12 protein-coding genes and 2 pseudogenes are annotated in these 17,513 nt (G+C 56.2%); 7 read left to right on the top strand and 7 right to left on the bottom strand.

Annotation, left to right across the window (positions count from 1 at the left end; all coding sequences use genetic code 11):
- Window positions 1-125: 125 nt before the first annotated feature.
- Window positions 126-419, bottom strand: coding sequence for a hypothetical protein (locus ACVKSX_RS13620; protein WP_163763189.1), 294 nt, complete (start codon window positions 417-419; stop codon window positions 126-128).
- Complete coding sequence (locus tag ACVKSX_RS13615; RefSeq protein WP_163763190.1) at window positions 419-1,243, bottom strand: ParA family protein; 825 nt, start codon at window positions 1,241-1,243, stop codon at window positions 419-421. The genes ACVKSX_RS13620 and ACVKSX_RS13615 overlap by 1 nt, the downstream gene beginning before the upstream one ends.
- An 821-nt stretch (window positions 1,244-2,064) precedes the next feature.
- On the opposite strand from ACVKSX_RS13615, the pseudogene ACVKSX_RS13610 reads away from it, so the two are divergent.
- A pseudogene (locus ACVKSX_RS13610) lies at window positions 2,065-3,334 on the top strand (RHS repeat protein); the annotation flags it as partial.
- Between the two features lie 176 nt (window positions 3,335-3,510).
- On the opposite strand, the gene ACVKSX_RS13605 reads toward ACVKSX_RS13610, so the two are convergent.
- Window positions 3,511-3,882: a type II toxin-antitoxin system RnlB family antitoxin gene (locus ACVKSX_RS13605; RefSeq protein ID WP_163763191.1), complete on the bottom strand. Its 372-nt coding sequence runs from the start codon at window positions 3,880-3,882 to the stop codon at window positions 3,511-3,513.
- A 24-nt stretch (window positions 3,883-3,906) separates the two neighbouring features.
- On the opposite strand from ACVKSX_RS13605, the gene ACVKSX_RS13600 reads away from it, so the two are divergent.
- Both ACVKSX_RS13600 and ACVKSX_RS13595 read left to right on the top strand, forming a co-directional pair.
- Window positions 3,907-4,449, top strand: coding sequence for a GNAT family N-acetyltransferase (locus tag ACVKSX_RS13600; RefSeq protein ID WP_242459383.1), 543 nt, complete (start codon window positions 3,907-3,909; stop codon window positions 4,447-4,449).
- A gap of 621 nt (window positions 4,450-5,070) precedes the next feature.
- The gene (locus tag ACVKSX_RS13595) at window positions 5,071-5,682 is read left to right on the top strand and encodes a ParB/Srx family N-terminal domain-containing protein (protein ID WP_163763192.1); all 612 of its coding nucleotides are present in this window, start codon (window positions 5,071-5,073) and stop codon (window positions 5,680-5,682) included.
- Between the two features lie 552 nt (window positions 5,683-6,234).
- Here the strand turns inward: ACVKSX_RS13595 and ACVKSX_RS13590 are convergent.
- From ACVKSX_RS13590 to ACVKSX_RS13580, 3 genes are all read right to left on the bottom strand, one after another.
- Window positions 6,235-7,158: a carbon-nitrogen hydrolase family protein gene (locus ACVKSX_RS13590; protein ID WP_163763193.1), complete on the bottom strand. Its 924-nt coding sequence runs from the start codon at window positions 7,156-7,158 to the stop codon at window positions 6,235-6,237.
- Window positions 7,159-7,228: 70 nt separating this feature from the next.
- Window positions 7,229-8,170, bottom strand: a complete 942-nt coding sequence (locus tag ACVKSX_RS13585) for a LysR family transcriptional regulator (protein ID WP_163763194.1) — start codon at window positions 8,168-8,170, stop codon at window positions 7,229-7,231.
- 739 nt (window positions 8,171-8,909) lie between these two features.
- Complete coding sequence (locus ACVKSX_RS13580; protein ID WP_277950705.1) at window positions 8,910-9,038, bottom strand: hypothetical protein; 129 nt, start codon at window positions 9,036-9,038, stop codon at window positions 8,910-8,912.
- 125 nt (window positions 9,039-9,163) lie between these two features.
- On the opposite strand from ACVKSX_RS13580, the gene ACVKSX_RS13575 reads away from it, so the two are divergent.
- The 4 genes and pseudogenes from ACVKSX_RS13575 to ACVKSX_RS13560 form a co-directional block, all read left to right on the top strand.
- Complete coding sequence (locus ACVKSX_RS13575; RefSeq protein ID WP_163763195.1) at window positions 9,164-9,334, top strand: hypothetical protein; 171 nt, start codon at window positions 9,164-9,166, stop codon at window positions 9,332-9,334.
- A 156-nt stretch (window positions 9,335-9,490) separates the two neighbouring features.
- Entirely contained in the window at window positions 9,491-9,781 is a 291-nt protein-coding gene (locus tag ACVKSX_RS13570; protein WP_163763196.1) for a hypothetical protein, read from the top strand.
- A 563-nt stretch (window positions 9,782-10,344) separates the two neighbouring features.
- Complete coding sequence (locus tag ACVKSX_RS13565) at window positions 10,345-10,716, top strand: hypothetical protein (RefSeq protein WP_242459382.1); 372 nt, start codon at window positions 10,345-10,347, stop codon at window positions 10,714-10,716.
- An 87-nt stretch (window positions 10,717-10,803) separates the two neighbouring features.
- Window positions 10,804-11,962, top strand: a pseudogene (locus ACVKSX_RS13560) (RHS repeat protein); the annotation flags it as partial.
- Window positions 11,963-12,364: 402 nt separating this feature from the next.
- Here ACVKSX_RS13560 and ACVKSX_RS13555 read toward each other — a convergent pair.
- A complete protein-coding gene (locus ACVKSX_RS13555; RefSeq protein ID WP_354439119.1) occupies window positions 12,365-17,500 on the bottom strand; it encodes an RHS repeat domain-containing protein in 5,136 nt (1,711 codons plus the stop codon).
- Between the last annotated feature and the right edge of the window lie 13 nt (window positions 17,501-17,513).

The following is a 17,513-nucleotide window of genomic DNA, read 5'->3' as shown; positions in this document are numbered from 1 at the left end:
AATCAGAAATATCACTTTCCCCACATGAGATCAGCCCCTGTATGGATCAGATATTTGGGGGAAGAGATGGTGAGTTATAACTGTCAGAGCAGTCCGCTGCTCTGGCACTAGAAATTCTGTAAGTATCAGAGATACTCTTTCACCATTTTAACCAGCTTTTCAGGGCCCGCCTGGTTAGCCAGATAAAGTGCCGCACGCAGGATAGTTGAATCAGTTATGGTTTTGCTAGGCGCCAGATCCTGAACAGCTCCCGTCAGTTTTGCACACATCAGTTTTTCATCAGCTGTCAGGCGAATCGTTTTCGGCGTCTCACTGGTCGTCCTGTTACGCTTGCTTCTGACATTAGTCAGGCGGTTTTCCTGCTCTGGCTTTGCTGCTGCAGGCTTTTGTACCTGTGGACGTTCGAGTTTTCCGGCCATCAGTGGGCTCCTTCTTTAATAGAAATGATTTCTTTGGCCATCGCCCGGTAGTCGTTCAGCACCAGTGCGCCACGCTTGTAAAAATAGAGGGGTTTGCATACCACCTGAGCCTGAGCAATGTTTTCATCCGCGCGAATACGGGTTTCAAGCACGTTATTTTTGAAGCGCTCATTGCCTTCAAGCTCATCCTGCAGAAAAGTGTTCATCTTCTTCTTGGAGCTGTTGAATTCATTCCGGAACAGGCTGTAGTGCGAGAACTGTTCTTCTTTAATCTCATCCAGATAGTCCAGCACGGTCTCGGCTCCGGTCAGTGAGAAAGAACCGCCATCAATTGGAATGATAACGTGATCGGCAACATATGCGGCATTAGTTGACGACAGGTTAAGCGCTGGCGAGCAGTCAATAAGGATAAAATCGAACTCACCCATTACAGGTTTCAAGTGACGCAGCAAAATCTTCTCGCGATGTGGTCTCGCCATATTGTTTTCCATGACGCGCTCAAAAGAGGGGTCTGACGGGATCAGGAAAAGGTCCGGAATATCCTCATCCCCGTTTTTTGCAGGAATAATGACATCACGCACATCTAACTTCTGATTATTGTATAAATCGCATATTGTCGGACCAAACTGAGCATAGAATTTTCTGCCATGCGTCAGCACTTCTGTCGCGTTCGCCTGCTGATCTGCATCGATGACCAGTACACGTTTCCCCATCTGCGCCAGAGCCACTGCAGTATTAGTCGTAGAGGATGTTTTACCCGGACCGCCTTTATTACTCATTGCGGCGATGACGAATGCCTGCCGTTCATTCTCGTTGCCAGACATCTATGACCTCCTAATCGTAATGCTAAAGTAATACATCTGTAGTGCAACTATCCATACTTTTGCTGTGGCGGTCAAGTTAAATTCGAATACAAGTGTATTACATGTGAAATACATCTTGATTTATAATGAAGTTTATTCGACAGGTTGCGGGCTGTAGTGACCTGCTCCCCGTTGATTAATACACCGCGATGTTAGTAATGTCTTTATAAGCCACATGAGGACATCCACCAGAACTCGCTAATGACGCTGCTTGTTGCAGAAATTATGGTGGCTATGGCCATAAGCACACTGATTGTGCTCATGCTGTCGGAGGTATCATTTAGCCGTGCGCAGGCGGTATCAGAAAACTGCCCGCCTGAAGGCAGGCTGGTAAAGTTCAGATGTGGCTGCCGATGGAGAGACATCAGGTAAGCATCAGTACGGTCATGTCGGTAATGAGGGTGTTAACAAGACGCATGTGAACTCCTCAGAATAAAGAAACGTAGCCGCTCAGCTCAAGCGAACCCACTGCCAGACCTGCCACCATAATTGTAACGTCTCACAATCAAATCCATCCTGCTCGCAATCAACGCGATTTTGAGCTCAGATTAACTGATAATGAAAATCCTTCCGTGCTCACATTAAGTGACAATGGGCTCGCGTTTATCCTGTCCGACTCACCATCCATTTCACCGTGTTCACAATAACTGAAAATGAAAATTTACTACCATTAGTCTTTCCACATCCTGCTCTGAAAGTACCCATCCATGCGAAATTCTTTTGGTTGCAGTGTGATTTAATGTGCAGCCTGACCGACTGCATAACATAAAAAGGACAGTACCATGAGCACATCTTTTTTCAGTAAAACCCCGACGGTCACGATCCTCGACAACCGTAGTCTGACCGTGCGCGAAATCGCGTATTACCGCCATCCTGACTCGCCAGACGTCACCAGTGAGCGTATCACCCGCCACCACTATGCCTACGCAGAGCGCCGACCCGCGTCTGTATGACGCCGGCCTTGCGAACTTCACATACTTGACTGACCTGACCGTAGGCGTTCTGCGTACACAAGGGGCGGATAATGGTACCACCTTCAGCCTGAATGATGTTGCCGGCCGGCCGTTTGTCTCAGTCAGCAATATTAACACCACGTATGAAGGCATGGACGACCGAATCCAGGCGGTCATCCGCACCTGGCAGTACGAGACCGAACTGCTGTGGCGTCCGCTGAGTATTACCGAGCAGGTTACCGGTACAGTCCTCCGTATCACGGAGCGCTTCGCCTATGCCGGCAATACTGATGCGGAGAAAGCCCTGAATCTGGCCGGTAGCTGCTTCAGCCACTATGACACGGCGGGTCTGGTACAGATCCGCAGCATTTCTCTCACCGGCGTGCCGCTCTCCGTCACTCGCCGTCTGCTGAAGGATGCGGATAATCCGGATGTGGTGGCCGACTGGCAGAGCGAGGATGTCTCCGCCCGGAATGACCAGCTTGCCGGAGAGAGTGAGGGACATACCACCCTGACCACCACCGATGCCACAGGTGCTGCGCTGACCAACACGGACGCAAAAGGTAATATGCAGCGGTTGGCGTACGACGTGGCGGGTCTGCTATCAGGGAGTTGGCTTACGGTGAAGGGGGGTACAGAGCAGATTATCGTGAAGTCCCTGACGTACTCGGCCGCCGGGCAGAAGCTGCGGGAGGTGCACGGTAACGGCGTGGTGACCACGTACACGTACGAAGCGGAGACGCAGCGCCTGACCGGAATTCAAACGCAATGTCCTGCCGGGCACGCCGCAGGGGTGAGGTTGCTGCAGGACCTGCGCTATGAGTACGACCCGGTGGGCAACGTATTAAAAATTACTAACGACGCCGAAGAGACTTGCTTCTGGCGCAACCAGAAAGTGGTGCCGGAGAATACGTACGCCTACGACAGCCTTTACCAGCTGGTCAAAGCCACCAGTCGCGAGATAGCAGGTGCCGGCCAGCAGAGCAGCAGTTTGCCACCACTTTCCTCTTTTGATAATGCAGTGTATACATGCTACACCCTCACCTACGACGAAGCCGGTAACATGACGCAGATACGACATACCCCGGCAACGGGCAGCGGCAGCCACAGCAGCAACCGCAAAGCGCCCCTGGCAACTACCAGTATTTTGATGATGACATTCCGTTCTGATCGGCGCCGTAAGAGACGTTGAGGAATATATTCCCCCACTATTTATGGCGGGGGTTAACAAAGAAGATAGCGTGATTTGGCATTGAAGAAGAGGGGAAGAACGGGCTACATATTCGCTGATAGAACGTGGCGTACGTCATCCGGGGATAACACAGACTCTTCCAGGTATTCAGGGTGGTTGCGTAACGTAAAAGTCAGCTTGCTCAGGACCTGAACAGGAATATCCTGCTCATCAATAATTTTTGCCGTATGAAGCTTGATACGGCCATATTCCATCTTGAGCGAAACAAAGCGGTTCCACTCTGGTCCGTTAGCGCACAAGAGGTCGAAAAGGACATTACCAGTTTCATTGCTGCCGAGAAGGTTAGACAGTCTCGCTTCAATTTCGTTAATTGAAGACAAAGGGTTCTCGTAGCTGGTCGCCATGACGACAGCTTTGAGAGATCCTGAGACGTTAACACCAGCGATTTCAAACAATATATAGTTCCTTGATTATTACCCATGCTCTTGTGGCTATCATTTTTAGAAAGATTCAACCCCGCAAAGACTTATAAAGGGGTAAAGACCTTTGATTGTGAGGAGAAAGTCATTAATGATTTTCTCCCGCAAATGAAAAGGCAGGCTTCGCGCGATAACATTTTCGCGGAAGTTTTGGTGAATGAGAAAGAAGAGAATGTGGGCTTCTTAACAGCCACTTTGTATCAACTTTCGCGTAAATCTGTACCGGCATCCAGTTTTCCCTATGCCTTACCACCAACAATAGCTGTCATAAAAATTCCCATGGTTGGAATCGATAAAAGAATACAAGGTAAAGGATGGGGAACAAGTCTGATGGAGTCAGCTTTAGATTACAGTCTGAGAGCGGCTGAAAACGTTACGGGAATCAAGGGGATATACCTAGATGCTAAACATGATCGAGTCGATTTCTACAGGCGCTTTGGTTTTGAGGAGCTTGAAGATGACGGCTTATCCTCAATAGTTCCTATGCTTTTTAATATCGATACGCTGAGAAAGGCTGTGGCTAAACGCCGTGCCAGTGCGTAGAAAAGATATATCACGATGTATTCCAAATGTATCTGAGCCTCAGCATCAGGGGGCTCGGCTGCACCTTCCTGTCAGAAGCGCTATTTATGGCTTTCATCTCGCTACATCTTTTTGCTGCTGTGCAATAAGCGGCAACGCCGAAATAAAGCAAATTCGATTTATAGCTTCTCTTCGGCTCCCCGGCGCTGCCGGGTCGTCAAGCCCCACTGCGCTAACCGGCAGAGCCGGTTAGCTCCGCCGGACCGCGAAGCGTTCCAGGCCTGACGGCTTGGGTCTGATGGCAACGTCCAGGTCAACCCCTGCAGCTGGCTGGCGCCAGCGCATTCACTGGCCACGAAAAAACGTGGCCGCTTAGGACCGGCACCGTGCTGTGCCGTTCCGGGGCTGTGCCCTGTTCATCCTTCCGCGTTCTGTTTTGTTCCCCTGAGCCCCTTCGCCGTGCAGAAACCTGGCACCCGGGTGCCTTCACGCAAGGGGCGCGCGCTAAACGGCTGCACCCGGTCCCTTCGGGCTGCGGCTTTGCCGTTTCCCCCTGCGTTCAGCCTGATGCCCGCACGCCTGTTCTGCCCTCACGGCGAGGAACTCAGAGAAACATCACTTAAACCACACGGGAGAAACAACATGTCACAGCAGAGCGTCAACACCACGGCTTCAGAATCTAGAGAATCATCATCTCCAAAACCAAAGACCCAGCGTCGGCCCGCGAAGGCGAAAGCTGACAAAGCGGCAGTGGCGGCGGTTGAACAGGCGCTTGAAAAAATCGACATCGAGATGATCCCACTCTCACGCCTGGCGATTTCCTCCCTGAACGTACGCAGTAAAATTTACGTGCAGTCGCGTATTGAGTCGCTTGCAGCCACCATCAAAAACGTCGGCCTGATGCATAATCTGATCGCACACGACATGGCTGACGGGATGCTGGGCGTGGCCTGCGGCGGTCGTCGCTTTATCGCAATGCAGCTGCTGCTGTCACAGGGTGTTTATCAGCCCGATCAGCTGATCCCGGTTATCTGGCGGGGCTCAGCAGCTGAGTTGGCGAACAGTGGCAAGCTTGCCGTTTTTCCTGCACAGGGATGGTGGCGAACGCGTCAGGCCCGGGAGCGATACGATTCCGACGCACGCTACAGTCTGATTGTTTCAATTCATGTACCGGGTGTTGACGTGGATCTGCTGACACCTGTTGAAGTGAAAGTAGAGACGCTCATTCAAAATGCCGTCCATATAGTGACCTGATAATACCCGCGACTCCCCGCTCAGTGACGGGGAAGTCATGGGGCTTAATATACCGGGCATCTTTGACTTTAATCGGGTTACTGACGCCATCCAGGCAGGACATTGTCAAGGATCTCAGAGTCCGTAAACACGGCAACACTTGGCGTAAAAGCAAACTCGGGAGGATAGTTCAGGCTTTCATCAGATGTTTCATCCACCATCCACGCGGAATCTTCATCAATCCTTGGCACCATGTAATGAACCATCGTCCGGCAAAGCTTTGAGCGGGGCGTAAAGCGGGAGATGGCTTCCGCATTTTTCTGGCGACGTTGTTAGTCAATTGCAAATCCTTGATAAGAGTTGCTTTTTATAACTATTTTTTTTGCTTTAAGTGTCTATAGATTACGACTAAAGATGAGGGTCGCGCTGACCTGACCAATTCTCCCATAACAACGTTTCAAATGAAGGCCAGCTGAACCCGGTGGCTGGTCTGAAAAAAGCGAGTTTCACGTACCCCTTCCGCTCTATTTGTTGTCCGTCAGTCGCTCATAACAGACATGGTGCGTTCCAGTATCAACTCACGAAGTTGACGCCAGGCCTGTTACGTTCATCGACTTTCAGCTCAAATATATCTGAGCGGGAATAATGACCTACCACATCGAAGTCATATCTTGCTTTCAGCACTTCTTCACGGTTAATCTCAGCCGTTAATAGTCCTGAAATACCATTCATCGGTCCTGCCAGTATTTCGCCAAGTGGCCCAACTATTATACTGCCACCGTTAATAAGCGGACGGGTGCTGTCCCAGCCCGGGAAATCGGTACCGGTTTCTGAGGGTGAAGGCTGAACCTGGCAGGCACTGATCACGAAACAACGTCCTTCATGCGCTACATGCCGCATAGAACACTGCCACACTTCACGTTCATCCACCGTCGGAGCACACCAGATTTCCACACCTTTCGCGTACATGGCTGTACGTAGCAAAGGCATATGATTTTCCCAGCAGATAGCAGCACCAATGCGACCAGCGGGTACGTCAAAAACAGGAAGAGTAGAGCCATCCCCTTGCCCCCAGATTAATCGCTCTGTCCCCGTTGGCATGAGTTTGCGGTGTTTTCCAGTGAGGCCATTATCGGGGTCAAAAAACAGTGCTGTACAAAAAAGTGTGCTCCCCGCACGTTCGATTACGCCTACAACGAGATGTGCACCTGTCCGTGCCGAAAGTCCGGCAAGAATCTCTATTTCTTTACCGTCCAGGGAGATGGCATTACCGGCATAACGCGCGAAGTCCTCACGCCCCTCGGGAAGACGGTAACCCAGACGCGTTCCAAAAATTTCGCCTTTTGGATATCCACCCAGAATGGCCTCGGGCATAACGACCAGAGTTGCGCCCGATGCTATGATTTCTGCTTCATATGAAAGTATTCGTTCCAGTGTTTTCCGTTTTCCGCCTGGATGGGAGCCAATCTGCAATGCTGCAACCGTGGTAAGCGCCATTTTTCTCTCCTGCGTTAAAGTTCATAAGAGAGTAAGCAAGTATGGATAATGAATGAATAGCAATTGAATTCTATGTGATATGAAGGATATTCATATCATTGGGCAAACCGTTAAGCCTCTCAAAACAGATTTTTATTGCCGCTCTCACCTCATTAACCGGTGCGTCCAGTTCACGAGTGCGCCAGCTCATATCAACTGAATAACGGCGTAGCTCTACCGGACAAGGCAGCATCTGTAACCCGCTTAAACGACTGATAGCATGCGCCGCATGGTCTGGCAAAGTTGCGATTGCTTTAGTTCCTTTCAGAAGATAGGGAAGCGCTGCAAAATGTGTAGTAGATGCGATGATTCTGCGCTGAAGCCCTGCAATTTCAAGAGCCTCATCCACCACGCCAATAAATCCTCCAGAAGAAACCAAAATCTGCCCATGCTCTATAAATCTCTGCAGATTAAATATTTCGGGAGTCAGACCGGAGCTTGTGATATCTGTCAGACAACTGTAGCCCCCTTCACCAATCAACTCACGGCTCAGACTCTGGCTGGAAATTCCTCCCGAGCTGATGGCAAGGTCCACACTACGATTCAACAGGGCTTCTTCAATTACCTGGCTGTGACTTTGGCGGAAAATCACACGCAATCCAGGTGCACGCTCCGCAAGAATTTGAATGAGCTGATTACCGATGGCAATTTCAAAGTCATCTGATAATCCGATAGTTACAGCTCGTCCATCAAAGCCTGCTGGCACAGGCATCGTCATATTCAGACTCTGGCGGAATTTTCCCAGCGCATCAGATATCACCGGCTTAAGCTGACATGCGAGTAGTGTAGGTTTGAGCCCTCGCCCGGTGCGTATGAACAACGGATCCCCGTATAAAAGCCGCAGCCGTGACAGTGCTGAACTTACTGCGCTTTGGGTAACGTCAAGCAGTATGGCTGCCCGGCTGGCACTGCCTTCATTGTAAAGTGCATCAAAAACTTTAAGCAGATTCAGATCAACTGAAGTAATATTCATGGCGACCTTTCATAGAGTATTCTGTGAGGGATGCAGCACTATTAAACATTCGTAGACAATAGTATCACCCTCTAAGAATTAAATAAAATTATCGCATTATTACTATATATCATGCGTCAGTTTTATAAGGTTGGATTATTGAAATAATGCGCGGATGATTGTCAGGTTTTAAACCTGCATTTGTCTTCTATCACCGTTTAATGTTTTAAGTGTCCGCAAATTGATTAATTCCGTATTAATCGTGGTTGTTGATTTTTGTTTTTTTTATCATTGTTATTATTATGGTAGTGGTCGGCGTCCCGCTATAAATAAATGCTTAAGTTAAGGAAGTGTCTTTTTATTAATAATTTTTTACCAGGAGGGAATACAGTGCGTTGATCATGGTTATGTGTTTCTGGAAGGGGGTAAGGAAGATCCACCTGGTGCAATATGCTCATTTTCAGCGAAAAAAGAGGGGGGTAACGAAATGGAATTTATCCTTTTTAAGAACAGAAAAGTTACTTTTTTATTAAAATGACCTTCATCAGAAGGTCCTTTGTTAGTTGTATCTTCAGCTTATGATTTAACACGATCTCGGCAGCTCACAGTCTTTAATATCTGCTACAGGGCCGAGGATTTTACGATCAGATTCTGTCAGCAACGCTCCTGTTTTCACACGTTCTGGTCATTAATCATTGTCCAGCGCACCGCGACCCAGAGCAATAAGGCCTGCTCCTGCAGCCAGAAAATATTCTGTACGTTATGATTCGTGCAGGTTGCCATTTGCAATGATGACCAGCCGATGCGCATATCTGCAGGCACGCTCAACCAGTGACAGCTCACCACCTTCAAATGCGCGCTGCCACGCTTCATATTCCGTAATGTGCACGTAATCGCTTCCTGACTGCGCTAACAATGTAAAGACAGTTCGGGCATCTTCTTCCCCATTAACGCCCCGCGTTTGCCCGTCTGTCGTTGCTCCTTTGCCTTTCGCCGCGATGAACTCACCAAAACATGGTTAAACAAAACTGCGACGTACAACCTGCCGTGCGTACAAATCGCCTGTCCAGCCTGGTGAGGATAGAAGATGAGCTGATGAAGCACCGCGCTATGAAGATGCTGGATGTTGATGCTGAAGACCTTTCGAAGACCTGCACCTGGCAGCTGCGTGCATCAGCACGATGATCTTCAGGGGAGATATCGTCACACAGTCTGGGTATGAACTGGCGTCGTCCGAACGGCCGCTGACTATCAAACTGTATCCTGAAGCGCGGGCAGCCTTGGATAGTCCTGATCTACCGGAACTGGCATGCTGCAGGCTATTGCGAATGTCGGGAGGTAATGCGTCAGTCATATATCGAGAGATCCCGTCCTTTTAGCGTCACCCTATGCGGCCGCATGGAGTTCCACGAAGATGATCGACATTTCGGCACGTACTGGCAGGATGGGCAAGTCTGTCTGGGCCGTGCTGATTCCATTGTTGAGGCAATGGAATTGCTGGTTCAGGCTGACCTGAATGATGACTGGCAGCTAAGCGAGTGCGATTCATTCAGCTTTGAATTGCAAGTCGTCACAATCACTGACCAGGCGCACCGCGTTGTTCTGCCTGGCAATGCCAGTAAACCGGAATGAACTGTAACGGAATCGGCACGGATTCCGAAAAAATCCTGCCCTGCATATAAGCCGTGCTGATTTGATGGCCGCTATGTTACCCCATAATGAGCTGGAACGGTCTCTTTCGATGATAAGTCACCATCAAACGGACTACGCCAGAAGAAAGTTACTCTACAGACCCTGAGGAGAATCATTATGACCCGCTTATCATCCATTTTCGTTCTGCCAACGTCATCCGTAATGAAAGCGCGCTAACCAATGATGAATTCATGCGTTTCGTCCCTGGCTGTAACGGTCTGCAATCGAAATTCCTCCCACTTGCAATCAGCACCAATTTCAATTCACGTTAGCTGAAAATGAAAAACGCTTCCGGCTCATATTAAGTGAAGATGGGCTCGCATTTATCCTGCCCGGGTCGCCATTCAATTCGTCGGACTTAAAATAAGTGCAAATGAAATATATATCCACAGTCTTTCTCCATTCCGCCCTGAAAGTGCCTATCCAGACGAAGCTATCCTGATTGCTTTATGATTTTTTTTTTTGCATCCAGACCGGCCGCATAGCCTAAACAGGGTAATACCATGAGTACATCGTTGTTCAGTAAAACGCCAACAATCACGGTCTCCGGCAGCCGCGGCCTGGCAGTGCGTGATATCGATTTCTGCCGCCACCCCGGCGACCCGGGCGTCACCCGCACTCTGGTCACCCGCCACCGCTACGACGCCCGTGGCGTTCTGACGCAAAGCGCCGACCCGCGCCTAAACGATGCCGGCCTGGCGAACTTCAGCTACATCACGGCTCTGGCCGGCGGCGTTATCCGCGCAAGCGGTGCGGATAACGGCACCGTGATTACGCTGAATGATGTCGCTGCACAACCATTTTTCACGGTCAGTAATGTCAGCACCAACGACGACGGTACGGACGCCCAAAGTCAGGCGATGACCCGCACCTGACAGTACGAGGACGCAGCGCTGCCGGGCCGTCCGCCAGGGATTACAGAACAAGTCACTGGCGAAGCTGCCCGTGTCACGGAGCGCTTCATGTATGCAGGTGTCACTTACGAGGATAAAGCCAGGAATCTTGCGGGGCAGTGCGCACGCCATTATGACGTCGCAGGCCTTCATCAGACGGACTGCGTGGCCCTGACCGGCGCGCCACTCTCCGTCAGCCGTCGCCTGCTGAAGAATGCGGACAAACCTGACATTGTGGCCGACAGGCAAGAGGACGCATCGGCCTGGAACGACCTTCTGGACGGTAAAGCGGATACCACGGATTTGTGCTGACCACAACTTATGCAAAAGGTAATACGCAGCGGGGGGCATACGACGTGGCGGCCCTGCTCAGCGGTAGCTGGCTGACGATGAAAGACGGCGCGGAGCAGGCCACCGTACGGTTCCTGACGTACTCCGCTGCCGGACAGAAGCTGCACGAGGTGCACGGCAACGGCGTGGTGACCACGTACACGTATGAAGCGGAGACGCAGCGCCTGACCGGCATAAAAACGGAGCGGCCTGTCGGGCATACTGGCGGGGCGAAGATACTGCAGGACCTGCACTATGAGTACGATCCGGTCGGTAACGTCCTGAAAATCACCAACGACGCGGAAGAGACCCACTTCTGGCGCAACCTGAAAGTAGTACCGGTAAATACGTACTTCTACGACAGTCTTTACCAGCTGGTCACCGCCACCGGGCGCGAGATGGCCAGTACCGGACAGCAGGGCAGGAGCTTACCGTCCGCCACCGTTCCCCTTGCCACCGACAGCTCTGCGTATACAAGCTACACCCGCACCTACAGCTAAGACGAAGCCGGCAACCTGACGCAGCTACGCCATTATCCGGCAACAGGCAGCAGCTACACGACCAGAATTACAGTAAGTAACCGCGCAGCAACCGTGGTGCCTTAAGTACGCTGACGGTAAAGCCCTCAGACGTGGATGCGCTGTTCACGGCGGGCGGGGAGCAGAAACAGCTGCAGGCGGGACAGATCCTGGTCTGGACATCGCGCAACGAGCTGCTGAAGGTGACGCCGGTTGTGTGCGACGGCAGTACGGATGACAGAGAGCGCTACCGCTACGACGCGGGCAGCCAGCGACTCCTTAAGGTCAGCATACAGAAAACAGGCAGCAGCACGCAGACGCAACGGGCGCTGTACCTGCCGGGACTGGAGCTGCGCAGTACAAAATCCGGTGATACGGAAAATTCACCAGTATCGAAAGAATGATATCGTGTGCCACAACTCCTTATAGTGGAAAATTGTATGGCGACGGGTTTGGCGGGGCTGACGATCAGGACATCTGGCTTCTGGAAAATGTCGTACGAGAGGGGGTGAAATATCAGCCTGTATCTAAAAAGTAAAAATCGATATGAGAAAATTTTTATAAAAGAGGCTGATTAATTAGTATCTGATAGGTTAAAAAGGCTGGAATAAGAAAATGGAATATCAACTAATTAAAAAGGAGGGTGTTAATCTGCCTTTTATCTGCTCTGTCATTGCATTCATATTCGGAAACTTAACATCCAGGCCGAAGGTTAATGAAAAGCCCCGCTTAACAGGCGGGGCTTTATTATTGCTGACATCTGGTCGGTAATGTTCAGTTTTTTAACTGGTCTGTCGGGGCGAAGTTAGGCTCCTTTGTGTATTTAATTGCAGCTCTTTGCGTGTCTCTTCAAGTGCTGATGAAATATTTTTTACCTGCCCCCCATTTTCATCAGCGTTGGCTTTCTTCATGAATGTTTTTAGTTCTAACATGGTATCTGAAGCGGGATCTGTCAGAGCAGGTGCAGCTGATTTTGCTGAAACGGCGCGCGCAGATGTTGATGCCCGGACCGGATCAGGTGAAGACGTCACCGGCGGGGTCGCACGGGCGATTGTGGCGTGCGTGCTGACCTGAGAGCCTGGCGATGCCGGAGCTGACCGGGAGGGGCCGGACCGGTTTTGAGATCCGAATCTGTTTCTGAATACAATCACGTATTTTTCATTTGCTTCAGCCGCAGTCGCCGCCGGTGCCACTGGTGCCGCTGCCGCGTCATCCACCAGTGCGGCCGCAGGGCTTTTTTTCGGGTCTTTGAAGGCTTTCCAGGGGTTTCTCACTGCGGCGACCGTTACTCCCTTATTCATGAAGGTGGTTAAGCCGCCAAAAAACAGCGATCCAATACCGGTATAAAGCGACACCTGATCAAGCGTTTTGTTGGTACCGGTATTTTTTATTGTCTGAGAGAGTGAAAGCATTCCGGTTGTGACCGAGACTGCTCCGAGCGTAATCGCTGTAACATCAACGGCGGCGGCGGCGACGGTGGTTGCTGTAATGCCCGCTGCCGCTGCCGCCGATGCGGCACTGCTACTCATCGCCGCACCGGCTGCCGTTGCCAGTACGCCCAGGGAGGCCGGGAGACCCACTATGCTGACCGCTAACGCAACCGCGCCCAGTGCGGCACCGGCCCAGGCCAGTGCACTTTTCCACTCACCGATGTTCCCTGATGGGTCGTGTATATTGACGGGGTCGCCGAGGGCGTAGGCGTAGCGGTTGAGGCCGCCCTGACCCAGCGGGCTCTCGCTGTCCGGGCTGTGGAAGCGCATCAGCACCGGATTGTACACGCGGTATCCGTTGCCCAGCAGGTACCAGCCCGGTCCGCGCTCGCGCACCTCGCCGTTGAACCCCAGCGCGGTCTCAGGCCCGCCCTCCCCGCGGGTGCCGTACGCCCCGTAGGCGGCGTGCCGCACGCATGCGGCCTCCTGCTCGCCGGTAACGCTGCCCGCAGCATCGGTGATGAACAGGCGGCGGCGCGTGGTCAGGCCCGCCTCGCGGTGCTCCTCGCCCACCGGCTCCCGGCCGTGAAGGTAGTGCACCGACGCGTCGCCGCGGCGGCTTACCGCCAGGCGCCAGCCGTCCCACTCGCGGCGCTCCTCGTCCGCGTCGCCGCGGGTCAGGACGCCGGCCAGGTGTCCGCTGGCGTCGTAGCGGAAGCGCATCAGCTCACCGTGCCCGTCGGTGACGGTGAGCAGCCGGCCCTGTGCGTCGTAGGCCAGCGTACGGCCGCACTCGTCCCGGGTCATGTTGCCGTCCGCGTCGTAGGTGAACGTCATCTTTCCGCCGGCCGCCGGCAGCGCCCACAGCGGGTGGCTGTGCGTCAGGCTCACCAGGCGGTCGGGGTCTGCCGCATCATAGCCGAAGCGCGCGTCGTTGACCTGCTCCTCCGCGCCCGTCAGGAAGGTGGTGCGGCACAGCCGGACGTTGTCCAGCGCGTCGTAGCTTATCAGCTGCTTCACCATGGGCTGGCCGTAGGGCGTGCGCGGCAGCCGGCCGCTGTCGGTCGCCGCGCACACCCAGAGCTGCAGCCGGCCGCGGTCGTCGTAGCTGAACGACTCGGTGAGCACCGGCGCGCCGTTTTCGCGCCGCTCGCGCGTGGCCAGGCGGCCGTCGTCGTGGTAGGTCAGGCTGAAGGTGACCTCGCCCTGCGCGGTGTCCACGGTCCGGGACGCTTCGCGGCCCTGGTCGTCCCACGTGTGGCGCACCGTTACGGTCCCGTCGCCGGCGCGGCGGACGCTCTGCGCCAGGCTGCCCGCGGCGTCCCAGGTGTAGTGTTCGCTGATGCCGCCGGCGGTGATGCTGACCGGACGGCCATGCTGCCAGGTGTGCACCTCCTCCGGGCCATTACCGGCGCGGCGCGTCAGCAGGTTGCCCTCGCGCGAGTAGCGCATCCCGGTTACGGTCTGCGCGTCGCCGTCCTGGCGGACGACGCGGCAGAGGTTGCCGCGCCCGTCGCGCTCGTAGCCGCGCTGCGTCACCACCCCGCCGCGGGTGGCGGTGCCGGTCATCAGGCCGGTTTCTTTATGGTAGGTGAAGTCCGCCCCGCCGCCGCCGCTTTCGGTGACGCCCGCCGGCGCGTCGGTAAGCGCCGGCAGGTAGCTGTAGGTCAGCGCCCGCCCGGAGGGGCGCGTCAGGGTTTTCACGCGCGATGAGGCCCCTTCATAGGTCAGCGTCCCGGTGAGGGAGCCCGCGGTGACGGTGACCGGGCGCTCAAGCCCGTCGAAGGTCTGGCGGGCCAGGCACAGGGTGCCGGTCCGGGCGTTCTCCTCAAGGGTCAGCGACGCCACCAGAGGCGAGGTGCTGTGCGGCGCGTAGCCGGTCACCACCCGGGACTCATCCGGCAGCGTGGTTACGGTGGGGCGGCCCAGCGCGTCGTAGGCGTTGCGCGTCTCTTTGCCGCGCTCGCTGACGGTCAGCGTCACCTGACCGTGGCCGTCGTAGCGCCAGGCGCGGCCGGGCCGCGGCGCGGAGCCATCCGCGCTCAGCGGCGTGACGGATACCGGGTTGCCCTCCTCGTCGGTGACCGTGCGCACGCGTCCGCGCTTCAGGCTGCCGTCCGCGCTCTCCGTCCAGGCCTCCTGTGTCAGGGTGACGGGGCAGGCCGCGGTCACGCTCACCGTACCGTCCGGCGCGGTCAGCCGGTGCCGTGCGCCCCACGCGTCGTAGCTGATGCGGGTCGTCAGGACCACGTCCCGGTCCCCCTCCCAGTCCGTGAGGGTGGTTGCGGTCTCGCGGCCCAGCGCGTCCCGGCTGACCGACGCCACGTCGCGCCAGCGCCGGCCCGGCGCGTCGGCGTCCTGCCGCTCATCGCGCACGACGCGGCCGAGGCCGTCATACCAGGTGCGCGAGGCGGCCCCGTCTCCGGCGCGCCGGCGTTCGGTCCAGGTCAGGCCCCGCTCCGCGTCCACACCGTAGGCGTAGCGGCGGGTGGCCGCGCAGGGGCCGCCGGGGTCGACCGTTTCCTCCGTCAGGCGGCCCAGCGCGTCGTAGGCGTACGTTACCGCCACCTCACCGTCCGGCCAGGTGCGCGCCGGCTCGCCGTGGGAGAGAAGGTTGTCGGTGATGCTGACCGCTACCGCGTCCGGCTCCGGCTCCGGCCGCTGCGCCGTGCGGCTGAAGCGGCGGGTGGTGGTCCGGAGGGCCGGCAGCGAGCCCTGCGTCACGCGCTCATAGCTGTACGCGGTGACGAAGCCGGTGCCCGCCGGCTGACCGGCTGCGGTCTCGGTGACCTCCAGCGGCAGGCCGTGGCGGGTGAGGTCGCCGGGGTCGTTTACCCAGTGGCGCAGGGTGGTTTTGAGCAGCGTGCGGTCGCGCGCGCCGCGCGCGTCCGCCGGGCCCAGGGCGGAGAGGGTGACCGACGACTCGGCCAGCCAGTCGCTGTCGCCGCCGCCGGCCGGGGGCAGCTTCACGTAGGTGAAGCGGGTTTCCAGCGCGGGGGCGGCGTCGCGCGCCGGCAGTGCGGGGTCACGCTCCTCCGCGGGCAGCAGGCGGCGCACGGCCAGGGCGCGGGTGAAGCCCTGCGGGTCGGCGGGGCACAGCAGGGTGCCGTTTTCGCCGACGGTGTCGCGGTCGCCCGGGTACCACTCCTGCTCGGTCACCGTGCCGCTGGCGTCGCGGCGGCGGGTGAGGTTGCCGTTCTCGTCGTAGCGTGTCTCCTGCGTGGTCTGCCGTATCCGGCCCGCGTCGCCGGCCAGGTACCACTGCTGCGTGACGCACTTCGGCATCTGGTAGAAGTGCGGCTGCTGTGCGAAGGAGAGCTGCTCGTCCGCGTGATATGCGGTGAGGGTGCGGGACACCGTGACGACGGGCACGCCGCCGGCCGGGGTCAGGGTGCGGGTGACCGTTTCACCGGTCTGCAGGTGGAAGCGGTTGTAGGTGCGCGCCACCCCGACGCGGGTGTCGCCGGCCGTGCGCGTTTCGGTGACGGCGTACTCGTAGGGACCGGTGGCGCGGTAGAGGTTGTCCAGGCCGTCGTCGCTCCAGCTGACGCCGTCGGCACCGAGGCCGAGGAAGTTGCCGTGGGGGTAGGCGTATTCGGTGAGTATTCCGGGCTGGCCGCCGCCGGGGTTCACGAGGTGGCGGGTGACGCGCGGCAGGTTTTTACGTCCGCCGCCGGGGAAGGGGTGGCCGTCGTCGCCGCAGATTATGGTCTCGGTGGCGCCGGTGGGGCTCTCCACGGCGGTGATGCAGCGGACGCCGCGCAGCGTTTCGTAGGTAAAGCGCCACTGGCCGGCGCCTTCGGGCATGACCACGGCGTCGAGCTGCCGGGCGCCGCCGGAGCCGGAGAGTTGGAGGGTCCAGGCGGACGGGCCGGCGGCGGGCAGGATGCCGTGGCGCTGGCCGCCGGGGTGGAGGGTCAGGGTCATCACGTCGCCTGAGCCACCGGCGGTCATAAGCACGCGCCCCTCCCCGTCGGTGACGCGCTGCAGGAACGGTGCACCGCTGAACTGGCCCCACTCAAGGGAGACGGCGCGGCCCTCCTGAGAGGTGACGCGCACGGGCAGGAATACGCCGCTGCCGGAGACGTCGCGCAGGTGCTCGGTGACGCCGCTGCGGTGGACGATGCGCCAGCCGGGGATACCCTCATGCGACTCGCGCATGAAGCGGAAGGTTCTGAGGCGTCGCTCGGGTATGGCGGGTTCGTCGCCGGAGCCGGAGACGCGGAAGCTCTCGCCGGTGTGCAGGGAGAGGCGGCTGCCGCTGAAGCGGGAGAGGGCGAGAGCCCATCCGGAGCCGAAGCCGGAGTCGGCGGAGTTGAGGGGGCTGTAGCTGATGGCGAGGGGGAGGTCGGGGCCGCTGAGGGCGCCGGCGCAGAGGGGCGGGAGGGTCAGGGTTGCGGTATAGAGTCCGGTGCGCGGGTCGGTGCCGGAGGAGAGGAAGCTGGCGAAGCTGAAGGCGCCGGAGTGCAGGTCGGTGGAAGCAATCATGGTGTAACCTCGG

The organism is Pantoea sp. PvP021 (assembly GCF_054056055.1).
Note: the sequence above shows the minus strand (reverse complement) of the source record. Positions and strands in the feature narration are given on the sequence as shown.